This window comes from Pseudomonas sp. B7 (assembly GCF_016735645.1).
Lineage (GTDB): Bacteria > Pseudomonadota > Gammaproteobacteria > Pseudomonadales > Pseudomonadaceae > Aquipseudomonas > Aquipseudomonas glycinae.
The window spans coordinates 85198-107684 of the sequence record NZ_JAERRE010000011.1; the positions used below are offsets into that span (position 1 = coordinate 85198).

Annotated in this window: 23 protein-coding genes; 14 read left to right on the plus strand and 9 right to left on the minus strand. The window is 62.2% G+C overall.

Annotation, left to right across the window (positions count from 1 at the left end):
* Nucleotides 1-154 precede the first annotated feature (154 nt).
* Entirely contained in the window at nucleotides 155-556 is a 402-nt protein-coding gene (locus tag JKA62_RS23360) for a GFA family protein (RefSeq protein ID WP_011331758.1), read from the plus strand.
* Here JKA62_RS23360 and JKA62_RS23365 read toward each other — a convergent pair whose 3' ends face one another.
* The gene (locus tag JKA62_RS23365; RefSeq protein WP_011331757.1) at nucleotides 557-883 is read right to left on the minus strand and encodes a DOPA 4,5-dioxygenase family protein; all 327 of its coding nucleotides are present in this window, start codon (nucleotides 881-883) and stop codon (nucleotides 557-559) included. It lies immediately after the preceding gene.
* An 84-nt stretch (nucleotides 884-967) separates the two neighbouring features.
* Between JKA62_RS23365 and JKA62_RS23370 the strand changes: the two genes are divergently transcribed.
* On the plus strand, nucleotides 968-1627 hold the full coding sequence (locus JKA62_RS23370; RefSeq protein ID WP_011331756.1) for an NAD(P)-dependent oxidoreductase: 660 nt from the start codon (nucleotides 968-970) through the stop codon (nucleotides 1625-1627).
* Between the two features lie 4 nt (nucleotides 1628-1631).
* On the opposite strand, the gene JKA62_RS23375 is transcribed toward JKA62_RS23370, so the two are convergent.
* Nucleotides 1632-2582 (minus strand): choline sulfate utilization transcriptional regulator, encoded by a 951-nt coding sequence (locus JKA62_RS23375; protein WP_201819651.1) that lies wholly within the window; start codon nucleotides 2580-2582, stop codon nucleotides 1632-1634.
* 114 nt (nucleotides 2583-2696) lie between these two features.
* On the opposite strand from JKA62_RS23375, the gene betC reads away from it, so the two are divergent.
* The 3 genes from betC to JKA62_RS23390 all read left to right on the plus strand — a co-directional run bounded on the left by betC (nucleotide 2697) and on the right by JKA62_RS23390 (nucleotide 6816).
* Complete coding sequence (betC, locus tag JKA62_RS23380) at nucleotides 2697-4211, plus strand: choline-sulfatase (protein ID WP_201819654.1); 1515 nt, start codon at nucleotides 2697-2699, stop codon at nucleotides 4209-4211.
* 16 nt (nucleotides 4212-4227) lie between these two features.
* Nucleotides 4228-5145, plus strand: coding sequence for a choline ABC transporter substrate-binding protein (gene choX / locus JKA62_RS23385; protein ID WP_011331753.1), 918 nt, complete (start codon nucleotides 4228-4230; stop codon nucleotides 5143-5145).
* Between the two features lie 102 nt (nucleotides 5146-5247).
* Nucleotides 5248-6816 carry a SulP family inorganic anion transporter gene (locus JKA62_RS23390; protein ID WP_201819657.1) on the plus strand — a complete coding sequence of 523 codons (1569 nt, stop codon included), beginning with the start codon at nucleotides 5248-5250 and terminating at the stop codon, nucleotides 6814-6816.
* 6 nt (nucleotides 6817-6822) lie between these two features.
* Here the strand turns inward: JKA62_RS23390 and aroE are convergent, their stop codons facing one another.
* Together aroE and hemF are read right to left on the minus strand one after the other, a co-directional pair.
* On the minus strand, nucleotides 6823-7644 hold the full coding sequence (aroE, locus tag JKA62_RS23395) for a shikimate dehydrogenase (RefSeq protein WP_201819659.1): 822 nt from the start codon (nucleotides 7642-7644) through the stop codon (nucleotides 6823-6825).
* A gap of 9 nt (nucleotides 7645-7653) precedes the next feature.
* A complete protein-coding gene (hemF, locus tag JKA62_RS23400) occupies nucleotides 7654-8568 on the minus strand; it encodes an oxygen-dependent coproporphyrinogen oxidase (protein WP_011331750.1) in 915 nt (304 codons plus the stop codon).
* A 147-nt stretch (nucleotides 8569-8715) separates the two neighbouring features.
* Between hemF and JKA62_RS23405 the strand changes: the two genes are divergently transcribed.
* Nucleotides 8716-9693, plus strand: coding sequence for an NADPH:quinone reductase (locus JKA62_RS23405; RefSeq protein ID WP_011331749.1), 978 nt, complete (start codon nucleotides 8716-8718; stop codon nucleotides 9691-9693).
* A 41-nt stretch (nucleotides 9694-9734) separates the two neighbouring features.
* Here JKA62_RS23405 and JKA62_RS23410 read toward each other — a convergent pair whose 3' ends face one another.
* The 3 genes from JKA62_RS23410 to JKA62_RS23420 form a co-directional block, all read right to left on the minus strand.
* Nucleotides 9735-10292: an L-threonylcarbamoyladenylate synthase gene (locus tag JKA62_RS23410; RefSeq protein WP_011331748.1), complete on the minus strand. Its 558-nt coding sequence runs from the start codon at nucleotides 10290-10292 to the stop codon at nucleotides 9735-9737.
* 54 nt (nucleotides 10293-10346) lie between these two features.
* A complete protein-coding gene (gene dprA, locus JKA62_RS23415; protein WP_201819662.1) occupies nucleotides 10347-11447 on the minus strand; it encodes a DNA-processing protein DprA in 1101 nt (366 codons plus the stop codon).
* Between the two features lie 79 nt (nucleotides 11448-11526).
* Nucleotides 11527-12552, minus strand: a complete 1026-nt coding sequence (locus JKA62_RS23420) for a LysM peptidoglycan-binding domain-containing protein (RefSeq protein ID WP_201819666.1) — start codon at nucleotides 12550-12552, stop codon at nucleotides 11527-11529.
* A gap of 169 nt (nucleotides 12553-12721) precedes the next feature.
* Here JKA62_RS23420 and def point away from each other — a divergent pair, with 169 nt between their 5' ends.
* The 5 genes from def to JKA62_RS23445 are packed head-to-tail and all read left to right on the plus strand — an operon-like array spanning nucleotide 12722 to nucleotide 17285.
* A complete protein-coding gene (def, locus tag JKA62_RS23425; protein ID WP_007954104.1) occupies nucleotides 12722-13228 on the plus strand; it encodes a peptide deformylase in 507 nt (168 codons plus the stop codon).
* 56 nt (nucleotides 13229-13284) lie between these two features.
* Complete coding sequence (gene fmt, locus JKA62_RS23430) at nucleotides 13285-14244, plus strand: methionyl-tRNA formyltransferase (RefSeq protein WP_201819669.1); 960 nt, start codon at nucleotides 13285-13287, stop codon at nucleotides 14242-14244.
* A complete protein-coding gene (rsmB, locus tag JKA62_RS23435; RefSeq protein ID WP_201819672.1) occupies nucleotides 14241-15551 on the plus strand; it encodes a 16S rRNA (cytosine(967)-C(5))-methyltransferase RsmB in 1311 nt (436 codons plus the stop codon). Before fmt ends, rsmB begins: the two co-directional genes overlap by 4 nt.
* Nucleotides 15552-15573: 22 nt before the next feature.
* Nucleotides 15574-16950: a Trk system potassium transporter TrkA gene (gene trkA, locus JKA62_RS23440; protein ID WP_085606334.1), complete on the plus strand. Its 1377-nt coding sequence runs from the start codon at nucleotides 15574-15576 to the stop codon at nucleotides 16948-16950.
* 20 nt (nucleotides 16951-16970) lie between these two features.
* The gene (locus JKA62_RS23445) at nucleotides 16971-17285 is read left to right on the plus strand and encodes a tetratricopeptide repeat protein (RefSeq protein ID WP_011331742.1); all 315 of its coding nucleotides are present in this window, start codon (nucleotides 16971-16973) and stop codon (nucleotides 17283-17285) included.
* Between the two features lie 51 nt (nucleotides 17286-17336).
* On the opposite strand, the gene JKA62_RS23450 is transcribed toward JKA62_RS23445, so the two are convergent.
* Both JKA62_RS23450 and tag read right to left on the minus strand, forming a co-directional pair.
* On the minus strand, nucleotides 17337-18224 hold the full coding sequence (locus JKA62_RS23450) for a lysophospholipid acyltransferase (RefSeq protein WP_085748012.1): 888 nt from the start codon (nucleotides 18222-18224) through the stop codon (nucleotides 17337-17339).
* Between the two features lie 40 nt (nucleotides 18225-18264).
* On the minus strand, nucleotides 18265-18822 hold the full coding sequence (tag, locus tag JKA62_RS23455) for a DNA-3-methyladenine glycosylase I (protein ID WP_201819675.1): 558 nt from the start codon (nucleotides 18820-18822) through the stop codon (nucleotides 18265-18267).
* Between the two features lie 81 nt (nucleotides 18823-18903).
* On the opposite strand from tag, the gene glyQ reads away from it, so the two are divergent.
* From glyQ to gmhB, 3 genes are read left to right on the plus strand one after another with little or no spacing between them, the layout of a single operon-like run.
* A complete protein-coding gene (gene glyQ, locus JKA62_RS23460; RefSeq protein ID WP_003187265.1) occupies nucleotides 18904-19857 on the plus strand; it encodes a glycine--tRNA ligase subunit alpha in 954 nt (317 codons plus the stop codon).
* Nucleotides 19854-21908, plus strand: a complete 2055-nt coding sequence (glyS, locus tag JKA62_RS23465; RefSeq protein ID WP_201819678.1) for a glycine--tRNA ligase subunit beta — start codon at nucleotides 19854-19856, stop codon at nucleotides 21906-21908. Before glyQ ends, glyS begins: the two co-directional genes overlap by 4 nt.
* A gap of 4 nt (nucleotides 21909-21912) precedes the next feature.
* Nucleotides 21913-22452: a D-glycero-beta-D-manno-heptose 1,7-bisphosphate 7-phosphatase gene (gmhB, locus tag JKA62_RS23470; protein WP_201819833.1), complete on the plus strand. Its 540-nt coding sequence runs from the start codon at nucleotides 21913-21915 to the stop codon at nucleotides 22450-22452.
* Nucleotides 22453-22487 lie beyond the last annotated feature (35 nt).

A 22487-nucleotide genomic window follows, 5' to 3' on the forward strand; every position in this document is an offset into this window, starting at 1 on the left:
CGCGTTGGCCAACCGGTCTGTTGCCGGCAGTGGGGGCGATCCTAATCGGGGAACCTTTCAGCTACCTTTCGCGCAAGAAAGCTTTGGGCGAACGGCCAACCGGCCGTCGGATGCGGGCTAGAGTCAATGAACACGGGAAGCGGAGGGCAGGGCGATGACTGAGTTGCACGGCGGTGGCTGTCACTGCGGACATATCCGCTATCAGTTCAGCGGACCGTTGCACGACATCGCCCACTGTCATTGTTCGATCTGTCGAAAGGTCAGCGGCGGCATCGTCACCACCTGGATCACGCTGCCGGCGGCGAACTTCCAGTGGCTGACAGGGAAACCTTCGCGCTATGACTCGTCGACCAGTTGCGCACGGTTTTTCTGTCCGAACTGCGGCGCACACCTTGCGCTGGTGACGCTGCTCAGCCCCGAGAGCATCGATCTGACGATTGCCACACTGGATCATCCAGAGCAGGCCGCCGCCGAGCGGCATATCTGGACCGACAGCCAGTTACCGTGGCTGCATCTGGACGAGCATTTGCCGGGCGAACCCGAAGAAACCATCTGATTAAAAAACAGACAGATCCAGCGGCCGCATCGCGCCCATCCAGATCGCGTGTTCGGTGTGATCGAGCAAGTCATCGCCGGTGTCCGGGTGCAGGAACACCACCAACCCTTTGCGATTGAGCGCCAGCCACGGCAGCACGTCGCCGATCAGCTCCGGGCCGAAGGCCAGCTGGCAGCTCCAGTCCGGGTGCGGGCCCACCGGGCGTTCGTGCACGCGGCCCATCTTCAATGGAAACAGCGCTGCTGCCTGCTCACAAAGTGCCCGCGCCTGTTTGATCGTGCTGGCGTCGTAATAAACGTGGGCGTGATAACCCTTGATCGTCTGCATCGCAAACCCTCTGAATCGGTTCGAACCCTCGCCGTTGACCGTATGTCACACGCCATACAAGGGAAAACAAAAGGGAACTCAGCCATGAAAAATGCCGAAACCCCGGCGGTGAAAGTGGTGCTCTATGGTGCCATGAGTAGCCTGGGCAGTGCGTTGATGGCTGAACTGCTGCGTCGCCAGCACGAAGTCATTGCCATCCTCGACGATCTGACGGCGCTCGCCCCACGGCCGGGGCTGCGCACCAAAAGCGGCGATCTGCTCGATGCCGAGCGGGTCAACCAGAGTGTCGCCGGCAGCTCGGCAGTGATCTGCCTGCTCAATGCGCCGGGCTTGCCGCTGAGCAGCGATCATGTCGAGAAATCCGTGGTGTTGGGGCCTGTGGAACAGGTGCTGGCGGTGGATGCGCTGATCGACGGACTGCAGGCGGCGAACGTCTCGCGGCTGTTTGTCATCGGCGAATTCGAAGCCCTGGACGATCCGGAAAACGCCGACCCGTTGCAACGCCACGCCGCTCAAGAGGTTCGCGAAGCCCTGCAAAGCAGCCCGCTGCACTGGACGCTGGTGAATGCACCGCGCAGCGTGGCCGGGCTGACGATCGAGCATTTCAGTCAGGTCGGCCGCACGCTTGAACCGGGTCTGGCCGAACCGCTGGAGCGCCTGAACCGGGTGGCGGTGGGCATTGCCGATGAGCTGCGGCTGAATTTGCATCTGCGCCAGCACGTGGATTTTGTCGCCGCTTCTTGATCCGTTACACAGCAATCGACGGCAACGGTAGCCCGGCCAGGGATTCGGCGCTGCTCGCCTGTTCGGCCATCAGCCAATCCACGAACGTCTGGATCAACGCGCCCCGGCGTTTGCGTTGCGGCAGCACCACGTAATAACCGAGGCGCGACAGGGTGGTCTCAGCGATCGGCCGGCACAACAGACCCTGAGTGAGCAAGTTATCCACAAGGTGTCGCCAGCCAATTGCCACGCCCTGACCGCCAATCGCCGCTTGAATCAACAAAGTGTAATTGTCGAAGCGCAACTGGCCCGGGGCCGGCGGCGTACTGATGTTCAGCGCGCGGAACAGGCCGCTCCAGTCGAACCAGTTACTGCTGTTTTCCCCGCGCAGGTGCAGCAGCGGAAACTCCATCAATGCCTGGGCCGGCAAGGGCAGGGAGCAATCCTTGAGCAATTGCGGACTGCACACCGGAAACACTTCTTCGCTGAACAACCAGTGACTTTCGCCCTGCTTGAAGCGACCGTCGCCGAACAGCACGGCAACGTCGATATCCGGACGCAGCATGTTGTGATTGCGCTCGCTGGTGACCAGGCTCACGTCCACCTGTGGATAAGCTTCATGGAAGCGGTGCAGGCGCGGCATCAGCCAATACGCGGCGAAGGCGAAATCGGTGGCGACCTGCAGTACTTCATGTTGCTGCTGCGTGCTGATCGCGCTCAATCCTGCGTCGATATTCTGCAAACCGAGGGTAACCTGCTCGAACAGGATCGATCCGACCTCGGTCAGTTCGATGCCCCGGTAGATGCGGTCGAACAGCCGCGTGCCGAGTTGTTCTTCAAGCCGCTTGATCTGCTGGCTGATGGCCGGTTGGGTCGTGCCGAGCTCCACCGCCGCAGCGGTAAAACTGCGATGACGGGCCGCCGCCTCGAAGGCGCGCAGCAGGTCCAGCGACAAATCACCGAGGGCTTCATACATAAGCTGTGCTTATCCTAGTCATTGTCCGGCGCGGGCTTTACCGGATATTGCGGGGAATCCATGCTCGATCGCAGCAATGTCGCATAAATATTCACTATGGAATGCCGCGATCACATGAAGCGCAAGAACATTCTTTTCATCATGGCCGATCAAATGGCCGCGCCAATGTTGCCGTTCTACGGCCCGTCGCCGATCAAACTGCCGAATCTCAGCCGCCTCGCCGAACAAGGCGTGGTGTTCGATGCCGCGTACTGCAACAGCCCGCTGTGCGCACCGTCGCGTTTTACCTTGGTCAGCGGGCAATTGCCGAGCAAGATCGGCGCCTACGACAACGCCGCCGATTTCCCCGCCGACATTCCCACCTACGCCCATTACCTGCGCCGCCTCGGTTACCGCACCGCGCTCTCCGGCAAGATGCACTTCTGCGGCCCCGATCAACTGCACGGTTACGAAGAGCGCCTGACCAGTGATATCTACCCGGCCGACTACGGCTGGGCGGTGAACTGGGACGAGCCCGATGTGCGGCCGAGCTGGTATCACAACATGTCTTCGGTGTTGCAGGCCGGGCCGTGCGTGCGCACCAACCAGCTCGACTTCGATGAAGAGGTGGTGTTCAAGGCTCAGCAATACCTGTTCGACCACATCCGCGAGGACGGCGACCAGCCGTTCTGCCTGACCGTGTCGATGACTCACCCGCACGATCCGTACACGATTCCCAAGGCATTCTGGGATTTGTACGACGATGCGGATATACCGCTTCCAACGACGCCGGATCAGCATTCACTCGATCCGCATTCCCAGCGTTTGCTCAAGGTCTACGACCTGTGGGACAAGCCGCTGCCTGTGGATAAGATTCGCGACGCGCGCCGTGCCTACTTCGGTGCTTGCAGTTATATCGACGCCAACGTCGGCAAACTTCTGCAAACCCTCGAAGATTGTGGGCTGATGGATGACACCGTCATCGTATTTTCCGGTGACCATGGCGACATGCTCGGCGAGAAGGGCCTCTGGTACAAAATGCACTGGTTCGAAATGGCCGCGCGGGTTCCCCTGTTGATAAGTGCACCCGGTCAGTTCAAATCGGGCCGTGTCAGCGCTGCCGTCTCCACCGCCGACCTGTTGCCGACCTTCGTCGAGCTGGCGGGCGGCAGCCTGGAACCGAATCTGCCGCTGGACGGCCGCTCGCTGGTTCCGCACCTGAACGGGCAGGGCGGTCACGACGAAGTGTTCGGCGAATACATGGCCGAAGGCACCGTCAGCCCGCTGATGATGATCCGCCGTGGCGCCTTCAAATTTATCTACAGCGAAACCGACCCTTGCCTACTCTTCGATGTGGATAACGATCCACGCGAGCAGGAAGAACTCAGCCAATCGCCACAACATCGCCAACTGTTCGACGATTTTCTCGCCGAAGCGCGGGCCAAGTGGGACATCCCGGCCATCCACCGCAAAGTCCTAGAAAGCCAGCGCCGTCGGCGTTTCGTCGCCGAGGCGCTGACGATCGGCAAACTGAAGAGCTGGGATCACCAGCCGCTGGTGGACGCCAGTCAGCAATACATGCGCAACCACATCGACCTCGATGACCTGGAGCGCAAGGCCCGTTATCCACAACCCTGCCAAAACCAATAACGTTAAGGGGAAGTCCATGGTCAAGTTATCCACAGTCGTGACGGTCAGTCTGCTGGCACTGGGCAGCGCATCCGCGTTCGCCGAGAGCTGCGACACGGTGAAAATGGCCGATCCCGGCTGGAGCGACATTGCCGCGACCAACGCCATCACCGGGTTTCTGCTCGATGGCATGGGCTACAAGGCCAAGGTCGACACCCTCGCGGTGCCGATCACCTTCGGCGGCTTGAAGGATGGACAGGTCGACGTGTTCCTCGGCAACTGGATGCCGGCGCAGCAGGGCTTCTACGACAAGTTCGTCGCCACCGGTGACGTCACGCAACTGGCGAAGAACCTCGACGGCACCGAATTCACCCTGGCCGTGCCGGATTACGTGTGGGACGCGGGTGTGCATAACTTTGCCGACCTGAACAAGTACGCCGATAAATTCGAGAAGAAGATCTACGGCATCGGCTCCGGCGCGCCGGCGAACATCTCGCTGCAAGAGATCATCAAGAAGAACGACTTCGACCTGGGCCAGTGGAAGCTGATCGAGTCCAGCGAACAGGCGATGCTCGCCGAAGTGTCGCGGGCAGTGAAGAAACAGAAATTCGTCACCTTCCTCGGCTGGACCCCGCACCCGATGAACGTGCAGCTGAAAATGCATTACCTCAAGGGCGGCGAGAAGTACTTTGGCGACACCGGCAGCGTCTACACCCTGACCCGCAAGGGTTACGCCGAAGCCTGTCCGAATGTGGGTAAATTGCTGACCAATCTTGCGTTCACTCAGGAGATGGAGAACAGCATCATGGCCGAGGTGGTGAACAAGAAGGTCAGCAATGCGGAGGCGGTGAAGGCGTGGATCAAGGCGAATCCGGGGGTGTTGGATAAGTGGCTTGACGGAGTGAAGACTGTGGATGGCAAAGATGCGTTGCCGGCAGTTAAAGCCAAACTGTAACTGCGCGGGCCGATCGTTCCCACGCTCTGCGTGGGAATGCCGCAATGGACGCTCCGCGTCCCGGGCTGCGTACAATGCGCAAAATTTCACCCGCGAGGATCCATGGCCCTCCCCAGCCGTCGCTCACTTTTCCCCTTCCTGACCTGGCTGCCGCGGCAGACCCGCGCCAGCGTCGGGCGGGACCTGGTCGTCGGGCTCAGCGGGGCGATTCTCGCGTTGCCCCAGTCGATTGCCTACGCCCTGATCGCCGGTCTCCCACCGGAATACGGGCTCTACGCCGCCATCGTTCCGGTGTTGATCGCCTGCCTGTGGGGCTCGTCGTGGCATCTGATCTGCGGCCCGACAGCAGCGATCTCGATTGTGCTGTTCGCCAGTGTCAGTCCGCTGGCCGTGCCGGAATCACAGGACTACATCACCCTGATCCTGCTGCTGACCTTCCTTGCCGGGATTTTCCAGTGGCTGCTCGGCCTGTTGCGCTTCGGCGCGCTGGTGAATTTCGTCTCACATTCCGTAGTGCTGGGTTTCACCCTCGGCGCGGCGGTGGTGATTGCCATCGGTCAATTGCCGAACCTGCTGGGGCTGGAGCTGCCGGCCAAGGCCACGGCGCTGGACAGTCTGATGGATCTGCTGCGCCATCTCGGGGCGGTGGATAAACCGTCGCTGGTTCTTGGTGTGGCGACGGTGGTGGTCGGTGCGTTGCTCAAACAATGGCTGCCGCGCTGGCCGACGCTGTTGATGACCTTGGTCCTCGGCAGTCTGGTGGTGTGGCTGTGGCCGGCGATGTTCGGCCATGTTCAACTGGTCAGCGCGTTTTTCGGGCGCTTGCCGCCGTTCAGTGGATTGCCGCTGGATATGGACCTGGCCCTGCGCCTGCTGCCCAGCGCCGTGGCGGTGGGCATGCTCGGGCTGGTCACCAGCCTGTCGATTGCCCGTTCGATATCCGCACGTTCGCAACAGTTGCTCGACGCCAATCAGGAAGTCCGTGCGCAAGGTCTTTCGAACATTGTCGGGGCGTTCTTTTCGGGATCGCTGTCCGCCGGCTCGTTCACCCGTTCCGGGCTGAGTTATGAGGCCGGGGCCTGCTCGCCGCTGGCCGGGGTGTTCTCGGCGTTGTGGGTGGCGTTGTTTGCGATTTTCGGTGCCGGGCTGATCGCGCACATTCCTATTCCGGCCATGGCCGGCAGCATTCTGCTGATCGCCTGGGGACTGGTGGATCATCGCGGCATTCGCGCGTTGCTGCGGGTCAGCCGGGCGGAATTCGTGGTGATGAGCCTGACCTGCGTTGCCACGTTGCTGCTGGAGTTGCAGACGGCAATCTATGCCGGCGTGCTGGCCTCGCTGTTTTTCTACCTCAAGCGCACTTCACAGCCGAGGGTGCAGCACTGGCGCGATGGCGAAGACGATGTGCTGCGGGTCGGCGGGTCGATCTTTTTCGGCGCCAGCCACTATCTGCAAGTGCGCTTGCAACGGATGCAGGGCGCGCGGGTGGTGATCGAGGCGCAGCAGATCAACTTCATCGACTATTCAGGCGTGGAAATGCTTCATCAGGAGGCCCGGCGCCTGCTGCGTCAGGATCGCAGCCTGACCTTGCGTCAGGCGCGACCACAGGTAGTGGAGGAGTTGCGCAAACTCGAAGGGCCGGAGAAATGCCCGATCCGCTTCGAAGACTAAAGCGCCTTACAGCGTCAGTTGTCGACGCAACTCCGCCAGAACCGGCGCAGTGTCGGGACGCACACCGCGCCACAGGAAGAAGGCTTCCGCCGCCTGTTCCGCCAGCATGCCCAAGCCATCCATCACCACGCCCGCGCCATGCTCGCTGGCCCAGCGGCAGAACGCGGTCGGTTCCTTGCCGTACATCATGTCGTAGCACAGGGTCTTGCCGGGTTCGATCAGGCTTTCTGCAATCGGCGGCACATCGCCGGTGAGGCTGGCGGAGGTGGCGTTGATGATCACGTCCACCGGTTCACGCAACCAGTCGTAACCACTGGCCGACACCGGCCCCAGATCACAAAACAGTTCAGCCAGCAGCTCGGCCTTGTCCACTGTGCGGTTGGCGATGATCACCGAGGCCGGTTTCTCCGCCAGCAACGGCTCCAGTGCACCGCGCACCGCGCCACCGGCGCCGAGCAGCAGAATGCGTTTGCCGGTGAGGCTGAACCCGGCATTGACCGTCAGGTCCCGCACCAGCCCGGCGCCGTCGGTGTTATCGCCGAGCAGGCTGCCGTCAGCCAGTTTGCTCAGCGTGTTCACCGCACCCGCGCGTTCGGCGCGGGCGGTCAGGCTGTTGGCCAGGCGATAAGCATCTTCCTTGAACGGCACGGTCACGTTGGCGCCGCGACCTTCCTGGAAAAACGCCGTGGCGCAGCCGGAAAAATCGTCGAGCGGCGCCAGCAGGGTGCTGTAGTCGAGGCTCTGCCCGGTCTGTTCGGCGAACAGTTTGTGAATCATCGGCGACTTGCTGTGGCCGATCGGGTTACCGAAAACGACGTAACGATCCATGAGAAGTCCTCAGGCCTGGGCCAGCCAGTCGCGATCTTGCAGGAAGTACTCGGTCAGGCGCGCTTCTTCGCTGCCCGGTTCGGCTTTCCAGTCGTAGGCCCAGCGCACTTGCGGTGGCAGCGACATCAGGATCGACTCGGTGCGCCCGCCCGATTGCAGGCCGAACAGGGTGCCACGGTCGTAAACCAGGTTGAACTCGACGTAGCGGCCGCGGCGGAATTCCTGGAACTCACGCTGCCTGGCGGTGAAGGCGTCGTTCTTGCGGCGCTGCACGATCGGCAGGTAAGCGTCGATGTACGCATCGCCGATGGCGCGCATGAAGGCGAAACTGGTGTCGAAATCCCACTCGTTCAGGTCATCGAAGAACAGGCCGCCGATGCCGCGCGGCTCGTGGCGATGCTTGATGTGGAAATAGGTGTCGCACCAGGCCTTGTAGCGCGGGTAGACGTCCGGACCGAACGGCGCGCACGCCTTTTCGGCGACGCGGTGCCAGTGTATGCAGTCTTCTTCGTTGCCGTAGTACGGGGTCAGGTCGAAACCACCGCCGAACCACCAGACCGGTTCTTCACCTTCCTTCTCGGCGATGAAAAAGCGCACGTTGGCGTGGGACGTCGGCACATGCGGGTTGTGCGGGTGGATCACCAGCGACACACCAAGGGCTTCGAAACCACGCCCGGCCAGTTCCGGCCGATGGGCGCTGGCAGACGGTGGCAGGCCACTGCCGAAGACGTGGGAAAAGTTGACGCCGCCCTTTTCGATCACCGTGCCGTTCTCGATCACCCGGGTCCGACCGCCACCGCCGGCCGGACGGGTCCAGGCGTCTTCGACGAAGCGCGTGCCGCCGTCTTCAGTTTCCAGCGCGGCGCAGATGCGGTCTTGCAGGTCGAGCAGATAGGCCTTTACGGCGTCGGTGCGGGTCGTCATGGCTTCACCTTGGATCGGGCGGAACTGCGCGGCGCCCCGCGCAAATGGGCGCGTAGCATACCATCGCAAACCGGCACGCCGCAGTTGACGAAGATCAAGCATGAGCGTTCGATAGGGACCTTCCCAAATGACCCAAGGAGTAGGCAGATGGCCAAGCGAATCCAGTTCCGCGCCCACGGCGGCCCCGAAGTGCTCGAGTACGTTGACTATCAACCGGCCGAGCCCGGTCCGCAGCAGGTTCGCGTGAGCAACAAGGCCATCGGCCTGAACTTCATCGACACCTACTACCGCAGCGGTCTTTACGCGCCACCGGCCTTGCCGTCGGGCGTGGGTGCGGAAGGCGCCGGCATTGTCGAGGCGGTGGGCAGCGAAGTCACCCGGTTCAAGGTCGGCGACCGCGTGGCTTATGGCAGCGGCCCGCTGGGTGCATACAGCGACGTCCACGTCCTGCCGGAAGCGAATCTGGTGCACCTGCCGGACGCCATCAGCTTCGAAACCGCCGCCGGCGTGATGCTCAAGGGCCTGACCGTGCAGTACCTGCTGCGCCAGACCTACGAACTCAAGGGTGGCGAAACCATTCTGTTCCACGCAGCGGCCGGCGGCGTCGGCTTGCTTGCCTGCCAATGGGCCAAAGCCCTGGGCGTGAAGCTGATCGGCACCGTCAGCTCGAAAGCCAAAGCCGATCTCGCCAAGGCCCACGGCGCCTGGGAAACCATCGACTACAGCCACGAAAACGTCGCCCAACGGGTACTGGAGTTGACCGACGGAAAAAAAGTCCCGGTGGTCTACGACGGCGTCGGCAAGGACACCTGGCCAGCGTCGCTGGACAGCGTGGCGCCCCGTGGCCTGTTGGTGAGCTTCGGCAACGCCTCGGGTGCGGTGGACGGGGTGAACCTCGGTATTCTCGCGGCAAAAGGTTCGCTGTACGTCACCCGGCCGACCCTGGCGACCTACGCCAATAACGCTGAAAACCTTCAGCGCATGGCGGATGAGCTGTTCGGGATGATCACCAGCGGCAAGCTGAAAGTGGATATCAGCCAGCGTTATCCACTGGCTGATGCGGCGAAAGCGCAGACCGAGCTGTCGGCGCGGCGCACGACAGGTTCGACTGTTTTACTGCCTTAAGGCGTCATCGCCGGCAAGCCGGCGATTGAAGGCACCCGGCCTCAGGCCGGGCGCACGATATTGCCGGTGGCCAGATCCCGAATCAGGCTCGGGTTCTTGCGACCGCCAAGCGCTCCGCCGAGCACCAGATCGACCTGACCACGGAAATACTGCTCGACCCGCAAGCGCGTTCGCGCCGCAGGCCGCCCTTGTGGGTTGGCCGACGTCGAAATCAACGGTCCCACCAGCGAGCACAGATCCCGCACCTGCGGATGATCGCTGACCCGCAGCGCCACGGTGTCATGCACCCCGGTCACCCATTCCGGCAGCAGGTTCTGGTGCGGCACCAGCCAGGTGTTCGGACCCGGCCACGTGCTGGCCATGCGGTCGATCCAGTCCTGGGGGAAATCCTCGAACAGAAAATCGAACTGACGAATGTTGTCGGCGACCAGGATCAAGCCCTTGTCCACCGAACGGTTCTTGATCGCCAACAGGCGATCCACCGCTTCTTCATTCCAAGGATCGCACCCCAGCCCCCAGACGGCTTCGGTTGGATAGGCAATCACCGCCCCGGCGCGAATCTCTCGTGCGGCTTGTTGCACACGCCAACTGTTGACCATGAAAAACTCTCCGCAAACAGGTTTCGCGCAGTTTACCGATCTTCAATGTAAAACCTAGCTCACGCGCGCAAACCAGCGGCCGTTTTCGCACACCGCGCGGCCATCCATCTCCAATTCGGTCAATGCCGCCAGGACTTTGGGTAACGCCCAGCCACTGCTGTCGGCCAGCCCTTCGCTGGTGTGCGGCGCGGCGTGCAATAGACGCAACAACGGGTTGTCCGGATTCGCTGCGGCTGTGGATACCGGCAGATGTTGCCAGCCGCGCAGGGCTTCGAGAATGTGCTCGATGGTTTCCACCAGCACGGCGCCGTCACGGATCAGTTGATGACAGCCCCGGGCGCCGGGGTGGTGGATCGAACCCGGAATGGCGTACACCTCGCGACCCTGTTCCGCCGCCAGCCGCGCGGTGATCAACGAACCGCTGGCCACGCTGGCCTCGACCACCAGCACGCCGAGGGACAAACCGCTGATGATCCGATTGCGTCTTGGGAAGTTGCTGGCCGTCGGCCCGGTGTCCAGAGGAAATTCCGAAACCACCGCACTGCCGGACGCAATCATCACGTCCGCCAACCGCCGATTGCGCTGTGGATAAAAGTTTTCCAGACCGGTACCGAGCACGCCGACCGTTTGCCCGCCGACGTCGACAGCAGCTTGATGCGCCGCCGCATCGATGCCCAGCGCCAGCCCACTGGTGATGACAAATCCGGCCCCGGCCAGACTGCGGGAAAACGCAGCGGCAGTGTCCATGCCCGGGCGGGAAGCGCGGCGACTGCCGATCACCGCCAGTTGCGGTTTTTCCAGAATCCGTGGGTCGCCAGCGACAAACAGCAGGGGCGGTGGATCGGGAATCTGCGCCAGCAAGGCCGGATAATCCGGGTGATCCCACATCAGCAAATGTTGATCCGGACGCTCTAGCCAGCGCAATGCATGGCTGGCGCCGTCCCGAACTTCAGGGCAGCGTCTGGCCTCGGCGCTGGTCGCCGGCAATCCTAACGAGCGCCAGGCGCTGGCCGGTGCGCTGATCGCCTTTGAGGCACAGCCGAAGGCTTCGAGCAGTTTGGTGAAACGCTTGGGACCGATTTCCGGCAAGCGGTGCAGGCGCAGGCGCGCTTCCAGTTCCGCCGGGGAAACCGACGCAGAGACAGGCATCATCATGGATCATCCTTGATCGTTATAAAGCCCGAACCTTTCGGAACAAGCTGTGGATAACTCTGTTGGTAACTTGTGAAGCCAGCTAAGGATTTCTCACTTTGTCCAGCACCGCCAGCGAGCGCGATGCGTTCAGCACGAGGCCGTAACTGAGTTTGTCGTAGGTGCGGAACACCATCAGCAGTCCAGCACGTTCATCCGGGATTTTCAGCGGCTGGCCGGTGATCCGGTCGCGCACGGTTTCCCCGGTTTTCATCACCACCAGCACGTTGCCCTCGGCCAGGCCGTCGCGTTTGCCCTTGTTCAGGGTCACCACGTCCATCGCGCCGATCTGTGTGACGCCGCGCGGCACATCGATGATCAGGCCGTTGATGTCGGTGGTGGGGGCGCTGGGCATGAAGTTCGAGTTGATCGAACGCTCTTCGCCGCTGAACAAGCGGTCGCCGAGACGCACTTCCTGGGTCGTGCGTTGCAGGGCGAGGGTGGCGACGTCTCCTTCAGTGGCGACGATTTCGCCGCCGCCGATGTCGTCGGCGTTGATCCCCAGAAACTCCTTGCTCTGCGGATCGGTGTAGACCTTACCCTGGCGGAAGATGCCGTAGACCGGCTGGTTCGGGTCGAAATGTCCACGGGCGAAGATCCGGTCGCCGGTGCCGCTGAGCACCCGTTCGGCATCGCCGGCGACGATGTACGGCGCCTTGTCGAAGTCCTCGACCTTGTCGACGATGCGGTTGCTCAGCAGAAAGCTGTTGATGGATTTGAGCGGAATGCTCGGAATCGCCTCGGCCACCGGGCTGGTACGGATGCGTGGCGACAACTTGATGGTGCCGCGCGACTCGCCGCGATTGACGGTCAGGCGCGGCTGACCGTTGACGTAACTGAGCGTCAGTGTGTCGCCGGGGTAGATCAGGTTGGGGTTTTCGATCTGCGGATTGGCTCGCCACAGCTGCGGCCACTGCCAGGGTTCGCGCAAATATTTACCGGAGATGTCCCAGAGTGTATCCCCCGAAACCACCGTGTATTGCTGTGGAAAACCTTCCTTGAGTTGCACTTGCCCGTGCGCGGCGCCGGCCGAGGCCAGAAACAGCAGGGCGAGTAGTGATTTCCTCATGCGGTGAATCCCTTTATTATGTGCGTTCGCGTGAAACGCCAGAGCCCCCGTGGCTCGCTCCCTGCTCTATGCTGAAAATCAAGGAGCTACGTTTCACAACGGTAGCCTGCATCTTCGGACCCGCCAGGCCATCGCCCGACTTTACCTCACACGTGCAGCAATCAAGCTTATGGCCATTTTGAACATCCTCGAATTTCCGGACCCGCGTCTGCGCACTATCGCCAAACCTGTGGCTGTAGTGGACGACGAAGTGCGTCAGCTGGTCGATGACATGTTTGAAACAATGTATGAAGCGCCGGGCATCGGCCTTGCCGCGACCCAGGTCAACGTGCACAAACGTATCGTCGTGATGGACCTTTCCGAAGACCGCACCGAACCGCGGGTGTTCATCAACCCCGAGTTCGAATCGCTGACCGACGAAATGGAGCAATACCAGGAAGGCTGCCTCTCGGTGCCGGGTTTCTACGAAAACGTCGACCGCCCGCAGAAGGTCAAGATCAAGGCTCTGGACCGCGACGGCAAGCCTTACGAACTGATCGCCGAAGGCTTGCTCGCCGTGTGCATCCAGCACGAATGCGACCACCTCAACGGCAAGTTGTTCGTCGATTACCTGTCCACGCTCAAACGCGACCGGATCAAGAAGAAACTGGAAAAGCAGCACCGCCAGAACGCTTGATGCCCCTCTCCAAAGGCTTGCTGCGGCAAGCCTTTTTCTTTTTATGAGACTCCCCCATGACTGAGCCACTGCGCATCGTTTTTGCCGGCACCCCGGAATTCGCCGCCGAACACCTCAAGGCCCTGCTGGACAGCGCTTACGAGATCGTTGCGGTCTACACCCAACCGGATCGTCCGGCCGGTCGTGGGCAAAAACTGATGCCGAGCCCGGTCAAACAGCTCGCCCTGGAAAACAATATCCAGGTGTTGCAGCCGCCGACCCTGCGCAATGCTGACGCTCAGGCCGAGCTCGCTGCGCTGAAACCGGATTTGATGGTGGTGGTGGCCTACGGCCTGATCCTGCCGCAAGCGGTGCTGGATATTCCGCGCCTGGGTTGCATCAACAGTCACGCCTCGCTGCTGCCGCGCTGGCGCGGTGCGGCGCCGATCCAGCGCGCCGTGGAAGCGGGCGACGCCGAGAGCGGCGTGACCGTGATGCGCATGGAAGCCGGCCTCGATACCGGGCCGATGCTGCTTAAAGTCGTGACCCCGATCAGCGCCGACGACACCGGCGGCAGCCTCCATGACCGTCTCGCCGAAATGGGCCCACCTGCCGTGGTGCAGGCGATTGCCGGTCTGGCCGCTGGCACCCTGGAAGGCGAAGTGCAGAACGACGAACTCGCCACCTACGCGCACAAACTGAACAAGGACGAAGCACGCATCGACTGGAGCCGCCCGGCCGTTGAGCTGGAACGTCTGGTCCGCGCCTTCAATCCATGGCCGATCACCCACAGCACGCTCAACGGCGAAGCGCTGAAAGTGCTGGCGGCGACACTGGCCGAAGGCAAAGGCGCACCGGGCACGATTCTCGGCGCCAGCAAGGACGGCCTGCTCGTCGCCTGTGGCGAACAGGCGCTGTGCCTGACCCGTCTGCAATTGCCCGGCGGCAAGGCGCTGAACTTCAGCGATCTGTTCAACAGCCGTCGTGAGAAATTCGCCACCGGCACCGTGCTGGGTACAGCGGTGGGTGCGCAATGAACCCGCGTCTGGCCGCCGCCAAGGCACTCGCCGCTGTCCTCAGCGGCAAGGCTTCGCTCAACAGCTCCCTGCCGACGCAACTGGACAAGGTCGAAGATCGCGATCGCGGTTTCACCCAGGACCTGGCGTTCGGCACCGCCCGTTGGCAGCCACGTTTGTCGGCGCTGGCGGAAAAACTGCTGCAGAAGCCGTTCAAGGCAGCGGACGCCGATGTCGAGGCGCTGCTGCTGGTGGGTCTCTATCAACTGCTCTACACCCGCGTCCCGCCGCACGCCGCGATCGGCGAAACCGTCGGTTGCGCCGACAAGCTGAAAAAGCCGTGGGCCAAAGGTCTGCTCAACGCCGTACTGCGCAATGCCCAGCGCGAACATGAGGCGATCTTCGCCGAACTGGAGCGCGATCCGGTGGTACGCACCGCTCACCCGCGCTGGCTGCAAAAATCCCTGAAGGCCTTCTGGCCTGAGCAATGGGAAGCGATTTGCGAGGCCAACAACGCGCATCCGCCGATGATCCTGCGGGTCAACCGCCGTCATCACAGCCGTGACGCCTACCTGGGTCTGCTGACTGAAGCGGGTATCGCCGCGCAGCCGTGCACTTTCAGCCGCGACGGTATCGTGCTGGAGGCCGCCGCCGACGTGCGCAGCCTGCCGGGCTTCGCCGAAGGCTGGATCAGCGTGCAAGACGAAGCCGCACAACTGGCCGCCGACCTGCTCGACCTCGCACCGGGCCAACGGGTGCTGGACGCCTGCTGTGCACCGGGCGGCAAGACGTGCCACATCCTCGAAGCCGAACCGGCACTGGCCGGCGTGGTGGCGGTGGATCTGGAAGCCAAACGTCTGGTGCGAGTGAAGGAAAACCTTGAGCGTCTCGGCCTGAACGCCAAACTGATCGCCGCCGACGGTCGCGACACGGCAGCCTGGTGGGACGGCAAACCGTTCCAGCGCATCCTGCTCGACGCTCCATGCTCGGCAACCGGCGTGATCCGCCGCCATCCGGACATCAAGCTGACCCGCCAGGCCGACGACATCCCAGCCCTCGCGCAACTGCAAGGCGAGTTGCTCGACGCGATGTGGAAAACCCTCGAAGTGGGCGGCATCCTGCTCTACGCCACCTGCTCGGCCTTGCCGACCGAAAATACCGAAGTCATCGGCGCGTTTCTTGAGCGCACGCCGGGCGCCCGGGAGCTGGATCTGGCTACCACCGCCGGAATCAAACAGCCTCATGGTCGCCAATTGCTGGCCCAACAGGGCGGGCATGACGGGTTCTACTACGCCAAGCTGATCAAGATCGCTGCCGCGCGCGGCTAAACGGATTCAACGGAGTGACTGGATGAAAATCATCATCCTCGGTGCGGGACAGGTCGGCGGTTCGCTGGCTGAACATCTGGCCAGCGAGGCCAATGACATCACGGTGGTCGACACTGACGGCGACCGTCTGCGCGATCTTGGCGACCGCCTCGACATCCGTACCGTGCAGGGCCGTGGCTCGTTGCCGAACATTCTGCGTCAGGCCGGTGCCGACGACGCCGACATGCTGGTGGCGGTGACCAACAGCGACGAAACCAACATGGTCGCCTGCCAGGTTGCTCACACCCTGTTCCACACCCCGACCAAGATTGCCCGGGTGCGCGAAGCGTCGTACCTCACCCGCGAGGAGCAACTGTTCCAGAACGAGGCGATTCCGGTCGACGTGCTGATCAGTCCCGAGCAGGTGGTGACCAACTACATCAAGCGTCTGATCCAGCACCCCGGCGCCTTGCAGGTGATCGATTTCGCCGAAGGCCAGGCGCAACTGGTCGCGGTGCGCGCCTACTACGGCGGGCCGCTGGTCGGTCAGCAACTGCGCCAGTTGCGCGAACACATGCCGAATGTGGAAACCCGAGTGGCCGCGATTTTCCGCCGCGATCGACCGATTCTTCCCCAGGGCGACACAGTGATCGAGGCGGACGACGAGGTCTTCTTCATCGCTGCCCGTGCGAACATTCGCGCGGTGATGAGCGAAATGCGCCGGCTCGACGAAAGCTACAAACGCATCGTCATCGCCGGCGGCGGGCAGATCGGCGAACGGCTGGCCGAGGCCATCGAAAGCCGCTACCAGGTGAAGATCATCGAGATGAACCCGGCACGTTGCCGCTACCTCTCCGATACCCTCGACAGCACCGTGGTGCTGCAGGGCAGCGCGTCGGATCGCGACCTGCTGCTGGAAGAGAACATCGCCGACGCGGACATCTTCCTCGCGCTGACCAACGACGACGAAGCCAACATCATGTCGTCGCTGCTGGCCAAGCGCCTGGGCGCGAAGAAGGTGATGACAATCATCAACAACCCGGCCTACGTCGACCTGATCCAGGGCGGCGACATCGACATCGCCATCAGCCCGCAACTGGCGACTATCGGCACCTTGCTGGCCCACGTGCGGCGTGGCGATATCGTCAGCGTGCACTCGTTGCGCCGGGGCGCGGCGGAAGCCATCGAAGCGGTGGCCCATGGTGATTCGAAGTCGAGCAAGGTGATCGGCAAGGCCATCGAAAACATTGCACTGCCACCAGGAACCACCATCGGCGCCATCATCCGCGATGAAGAAGTGATCATCGCCCACGACGACACGGTGATCGCCGCCGGCGACCACGTGATCCTGTTCCTTGTGGATAAAAAGCATATTCGCGATGTGGAGAAGCTGTTCCACGTGGGCTTGAGTTTCTTCTGATCGACCGAGAGGCGAAACCGATGATCGAATCCCTGGAAAAAATGCTCGCCAAGGGTGTGGATAACTCATTGCTGCGCTTCGGCCTGGGCAAGGGTTATCTGGATCTGGGAGAAAACGCGAAGGCGGCCGAGCATTTCCAGCGGTGTGTCGGCTTCGATCCGAAGTATTCGGCAGCGTGGAAACTTTTGGGCAAGGCGCAACTGGCGCTGGGTGACCTGACGGCTGCGCGGCAGGCGTGGGAGCAGGGTCTGGAAGCGGCCCGGGCCCATGGTGACAAGCAGGCCGAGAAGGAAATGACGGTGTTTCTGAAGAAGCTCGATCGGCAGAAGCCGTGACGGCTGTGGATAACCCTTATCGTCGCGTTATCCACAATTGCACATCGCCGATCAGTACCAGCGCGCCTCACCCGGTGGACGTTTCTTGAAGCGTTTCATGCTCCACATGTACTGGCTCGGGTAAGCCGCCACGTAACGCTCGACGACTTTACTCATCGCTGCGCAGGAGGTTTCGGTGTCGGTGCTGTACATCGCTTCCGGCGCCGCTTCCAGGATCACCTTGTAGCCGGAACCGTCCGGCAGACGCAGGGCATGCAGGAACACCCCGACGGCTTTGCCGCCGGCGAGCATGTTCGGCACGAACTTGCTGGTCAGGGCCTGGGTGGCGAAGAACGGCACGAAGATCCCGGCGGATTCGGCCGGCTCCGGGTCCGCGGGAATCCCCACCTGACCGCCCTTGCGCACTTCCTTGATGACACTGAGGATGCCTTCCTTGGTCGACGCGGCGACTTTGTTGCCCAGTTGCACCCGCTGCTTGCGCAGCAATTCATCCACAGCCTTGAGCTTCGGCGGCCGGTAGAAAATGATCGGTTTGCACTGACTGCAATAGAAGTGGTTGAGCACTTCCCAGTTGCCCAGGTGGCTGGTGATGCCGACCACGCCCTTGCCCGAGGCCAGCGCTTCTTTCAGCACCTCGAGGCCTTCGACTTCGCGCACCAGGTCAATGGAACGCTGGGCCGGCCAGATCCAGGCGCAGGCGCTTTCGGTCAGGGACTTGCCGATGTCTTTCAGGGTCTGGCCGACCAGACGCTCGCGTTCGGCCGGGTCCATCTGTGGAAAACATTTGGCGAGGTTGATCCGCACCACATCGCGGGAACGGTTGGGGGTTTTCCACATGATCCAGCCGATCGCCGAACCCACGGCCTGCACGGCCCGCCACGGAAGCAGGGCAAACAGCCGCAGAGCGCCAACCAGCATGGCGCCTTTAAACTTTTCCACAGGTCACTCCTGATCTTGTGCTGTGCGCGAGGCGGCCATTCTAACCGGCGTTGACCAGCTGCGCGTAGCGGTCGCAGTCCTGAGTGTGATCCATGACCATGCCCGAGGCCTGCATCAGCGCGTAGCAGATGGTCGGACCGACGAAGGTGAAACCGGCCTTTTTCAAGCCTTTGCTCATGGCCACGGCTTGCGGGGTGATGGCCGGGACTTCGCTGCGATCCTTGAAATGATTGATCACCGGGCGGTTATCCACAAACGACCAGAGAAACGCCACCGGATCCTCCAGCGCCAGCCACGACTGGGCATTACGCCGGGCGGCATTGAGCTTGAGGCGGTTGCGGATGATCCCCGGATCGAGCATCAATTCATCGATTTCCGCGTCGCTCATCTGCGCCACGCGCTGTACGTCGAAGCCGAACAACACCTCGCGATACCGCTCACGTTTACGCAGCACGGTGATCCACGACAGCCCGGCCTGGAACCCTTCGAGCAAAAGCAACTCGAACAAACCCTGCGCATCGCGTAGCGGCGTACCCCACTCCTGATCGTGGTAAGCCATGTACAGCGGATCTTCGTTGCACCAAAAGCAGCGTGGCATAAGGCTCCAGGGGGTGGAGGTGCGACTGAATCGGGTATACTCCCGCTCTTTAAATCGCAGCCCAAGAAACAGGTGAATTTCGTGAGCCAGCCTACGCCAGCCGTGCGTACCTTCCAAGACTTGATCCTCGCGCTCCAGCAATACTGGGCCGAGCAAGGTTGTGTGGTACTTCAGCCCTACGATATGGAAGTAGGCGCCGGCACTTTCCACACCGCGACATTCCTGCGCGCCATCGGCCCGGAAACCTGGAACGCCGCCTACGTGCAGCCAAGCCGCCGTCCGACTGACGGCCGTTACGGCGAAAACCCAAATCGTCTGCAGCACTACTACCAGTTCCAGGTAGTCCTGAAGCCGAACCCGGACAACTTCCAGGAGCTGTACCTGGGCTCCCTCAAGCATGTCGGCCTGGACCCGCTGGTCCACGACATCCGCTTCGTCGAAGACAACTGGGAATCGCCGACCCTCGGCGCCTGGGGTCTGGGCTGGGAAGTCTGGCTGAACGGCATGGAAGTGACCCAGTTCACTTACTTCCAGCAGGCGGGCGGCATCGAGTGCTACCCGGTGACCGGCGAGATCACCTACGGTCTGGAGCGTCTGGCCATGTACCTGCAGGGCGTGGACTCGGTCTACGACCTGGTCTGGGCTGACGGTCCGTTCGGCAAAGTGACCTACGGCGACGTGTTCCACCAGAACGAAGTGGAGCAGTCCACCTACAACTTCGAACACGCCAACGTCGACAAGCTGTTCGAGCTGTTCGACTTCTATGAAAGCGAAGCCAAGCGCCTGATCGAACTCGACCAGCCGCTGCCGTTGCCAAGCTACGAAATGGTCCTGAAGGCCTCGCACACCTTCAACCTGCTGGATGCGCGCCGGGCGATCTCGGTGACTGCGCGTCAGCAATACATTCTGCGCGTTCGCACCCTGGCGCGCTCCGTCGCCCAAGCCTACCTGCTGGCCCGCGCCAAGCTGGGCTTCCCGATGGCAACCCCGGACCTGCGTGACGAAGTACTGGCCAAGCTGGAGGCTGCACAATGAGTGCTCAAGATTTTCTGGTTGAACTGGGCACCGAAGAACTGCCACCCAAAGCCCTGAACACCCTGGCCGAAGCGTTCCTGGCCGGTATCGACAAGGGCCTGCAAGCTGCCGGCCTGAATTATGAGAGCAAAACCGTCTACGCCGCGCCGCGTCGTCTGGCTGTGCTGATCACCGCGCTGGCCACCCAGCAGCCGGATCGCAGCATCAACCTCGACGGCCCGCCACGTCAGGCTGCGTTCGATGCCGACGGCAACCCGACTCAAGCGGCACTGGGCTTCGCCAAGAAGTGCGGCGTCGAGCTGAGCGAAATCGACCAGAGCGGTCCGAAACTGCGCTACAGCCAGAACATCGCCGGCAAGCCGACCGCCAGCCTGCTGCCGACCATCGTCGAAGACTCGCTGAACGACCTGCCGATCCCGAAACGCATGCGCTGGGGTGCGCGCAAGGAAGAGTTCGTACGTCCGACCCAATGGCTGGTGATGCTGCTCGGCGACCAGATCATCGACTGCACGATTCTCGCGCAGAAGGCTGGCCGTGAATCCCGTGGCCACCGCTTCCACCACCCGCAAAGCGTGCGCATCGGTTCGCCGTCGAGCTACCTGGCCGACCTGCGTGCCGCCTACGTGCTGGCCGATGCCAACGAGCGTCGCGAAATCATCAGCAAACGCACCGAAGAACTGGCGACCCGTCAGGAAGGCACTGCGATCGTGCCGCCGGCGCTGCTCGACGAAGTGACCGCGCTGGTCGAGTGGCCAGTGCCGCTGGTGTGCTCGTTCGAGGAACGTTTCCTCGACGTGCCGCAGGAAGCACTGATCACCACCATGCAGGACAACCAGAAGTACTTCTGCCTGCTGGATGCCGACGGCAAGTTGCTGCCACGGTTCATCACCGTGGCCAACATCGAATCCAAAGACCCGCAGCAGATCATCGCCGGTAACGAGAAAGTGGTTCGCCCACGCCTCACCGACGCCGAGTTCTTCTTCAAGCAGGACAAGAAGCAGAAGCTCGAAGCCTTCAACGATCGCCTGCAGAACGTGGTGTTCCAGGAAAAACTCGGCAGCGTCTACGACAAGGCCGAGCGGGTGTCGAAACTGGCCGCGTACATCGCCGCACGCATCGGCGGCAACGCTTCGTGGGCTGCCCGCGCAGGCCTGCTGTCCAAGTGCGACCTGGCCACCGAAATGGTCGGCGAGTTCCCGGAGATGCAAGGTGTCGCCGGCTACTACTACGCGCTCAATGACGGCGAGCCGGAAGACGTCGCCCTGGCGCTGAACGAGCAATACATGCCACGCGGTGCCGGCGCTGAACTGCCAGCCACCCTGACCGGTGCGGCCGTGGCCATCGCCGACAAGCTCGACACCCTGGTCGGCATCTTCGGCATCGGCATGCTGCCGACCGGCAGCAAAGACCCGTATGCCCTGCGCCGTGCGGCACTGGGCGTGCTGCGGATCCTGATCGAGAAACAACTGGATCTGGACCTGAACGATGCCGTGGCGTTCGCCGTGAATGCGTTCGGTGCCAAGGTCAAGGCTGCCGGCCTGAACGACGCGGTGCTGGAGTTCATCTTCGACCGTCTGCGTGCGCGTTACGAAGACGAAGGCGTGGATGTCGCCACCTACCTGTCGGTACGTGCCCTGAAGCCGGGTTCGGCGCTGGACTTCGACCAACGTGTGCAAGCGGTGCAGGCCTTCCGCAAACTGCCGGAAGCGGCAGCGCTGGCGGCGGTGAACAAGCGTGTGTCGAACCTGCTGAGCAAGGTGGAAGGCTCGGTGCCGACCGAAGTCCAGGCCAAGTACTTCGACAACGCCAACGAGTTCTCGCTGTACTCGGCGATCCAGCAAGCGGACCAGGCTGTACAGCCAATGGCCGCGGCGCGTCAGTACAACGAATCGCTGGCACGCCTGGCCGCCCTGCGCGAGCCGGTGGACGCGTTCTTCGACGCGGTGATGGTCAATGCCGAAGACGCCAACGTACGAGCCAACCGTTACGCGCTGCTGGCGCGTCTGCGTGGCCTGTTCCTGGGCGTTGCCGACATTTCGCTGCTGGGTTGAGGGACTGCTGTTGAAACTGCTGATTCTCGATCGGGACGGAGTGATCAATTACGACTCCGACGCTTACATCAAGTCGGTGGAGGAGTGGATTCCGCTGCCCGGCTCGATCGAAGCGATTGCGCAGTTGAGCAAGGCCGGCTGGACTGTGGCGGTCGCCACCAACCAGTCGGGCATTGCTCGCGGCTACTACGACCTCGCCACCCTCGATGCCATGCACGCGCGCCTGCGCGAACTGGTGGCGGAGCAGGGCGGTGAAGTCGGGCTGATCGTGTATTGCCCGCATGGGCCGGACGAGGGTTGCAACTGCCGCAAGCCGAAACCGGGGATGTTGAGAACCATCGCGCAGCATTACGACGTCGCGCTGACGAATGTCTGGTTCGTCGGCGACAGCCTTGGTGACCTGGAGGCCGCCAAAGCCGTCGATTCACAGCCCGTTTTGGTAAAGACCGGGAAAGGCGAAAAGACTCAGGCCAAGACCTTGCCGGTGGGCACCCTGATTTTTGACGATCTCGCGGCGATTGCCGCAGAACTTATCCACAACTAGAGTGCTTCTGAAGTTCCTGACCAGGGATTGATCGG

What these genes read in the sequence shown, in the direction of transcription:
- JKA62_RS23370 (WP_011331756.1), top strand. Translation starts at nt 968, where the DNA reads ATGAAAAATGCCGAAACCCCGGCGGTGAAAGTGGTGCTCTATGGTGCC.
- choX (WP_011331753.1), top strand. Translation starts at nt 4,228, where the DNA reads ATGGTCAAGTTATCCACAGTCGTGACGGTCAGTCTGCTGGCACTGGGC.
- JKA62_RS23365 (WP_011331757.1), bottom strand. Translation starts at nt 883, where the DNA reads ATGCAGACGATCAAGGGTTATCACGCCCACGTTTATTACGACGCCAGC.
- glyS (WP_201819678.1), top strand. Translation starts at nt 19,854, where the DNA reads ATGAGTGCTCAAGATTTTCTGGTTGAACTGGGCACCGAAGAACTGCCA.
- betC (WP_201819654.1), top strand. Translation starts at nt 2,697, where the DNA reads ATGAAGCGCAAGAACATTCTTTTCATCATGGCCGATCAAATGGCCGCG.
- fmt (WP_201819669.1), top strand. Translation starts at nt 13,285, where the DNA reads ATGACTGAGCCACTGCGCATCGTTTTTGCCGGCACCCCGGAATTCGCC.
- hemF (WP_011331750.1), bottom strand. Translation starts at nt 8,568, where the DNA reads ATGACGACCCGCACCGACGCCGTAAAGGCCTATCTGCTCGACCTGCAA.
- aroE (WP_201819659.1), bottom strand. Translation starts at nt 7,644, where the DNA reads ATGGATCGTTACGTCGTTTTCGGTAACCCGATCGGCCACAGCAAGTCG.
- JKA62_RS23390 (WP_201819657.1), top strand. Translation starts at nt 5,248, where the DNA reads ATGGCCCTCCCCAGCCGTCGCTCACTTTTCCCCTTCCTGACCTGGCTG.
- def (WP_007954104.1), top strand. Translation starts at nt 12,722, where the DNA reads ATGGCCATTTTGAACATCCTCGAATTTCCGGACCCGCGTCTGCGCACT.
- JKA62_RS23420 (WP_201819666.1), bottom strand. Translation starts at nt 12,552, where the DNA reads ATGAGGAAATCACTACTCGCCCTGCTGTTTCTGGCCTCGGCCGGCGCC.
- trkA (WP_085606334.1), top strand. Translation starts at nt 15,574, where the DNA reads ATGAAAATCATCATCCTCGGTGCGGGACAGGTCGGCGGTTCGCTGGCT.
- JKA62_RS23360 (WP_011331758.1), top strand. Translation starts at nt 155, where the DNA reads ATGACTGAGTTGCACGGCGGTGGCTGTCACTGCGGACATATCCGCTAT.
- tag (WP_201819675.1), bottom strand. Translation starts at nt 18,822, where the DNA reads ATGCCACGCTGCTTTTGGTGCAACGAAGATCCGCTGTACATGGCTTAC.
- JKA62_RS23375 (WP_201819651.1), bottom strand. Translation starts at nt 2,582, where the DNA reads ATGTATGAAGCCCTCGGTGATTTGTCGCTGGACCTGCTGCGCGCCTTC.
- rsmB (WP_201819672.1), top strand. Translation starts at nt 14,241, where the DNA reads ATGAACCCGCGTCTGGCCGCCGCCAAGGCACTCGCCGCTGTCCTCAGC.
- JKA62_RS23410 (WP_011331748.1), bottom strand. Translation starts at nt 10,292, where the DNA reads ATGGTCAACAGTTGGCGTGTGCAACAAGCCGCACGAGAGATTCGCGCC.
- JKA62_RS23445 (WP_011331742.1), top strand. Translation starts at nt 16,971, where the DNA reads ATGATCGAATCCCTGGAAAAAATGCTCGCCAAGGGTGTGGATAACTCA.
- dprA (WP_201819662.1), bottom strand. Translation starts at nt 11,447, where the DNA reads ATGATGATGCCTGTCTCTGCGTCGGTTTCCCCGGCGGAACTGGAAGCG.
- JKA62_RS23405 (WP_011331749.1), top strand. Translation starts at nt 8,716, where the DNA reads ATGGCCAAGCGAATCCAGTTCCGCGCCCACGGCGGCCCCGAAGTGCTC.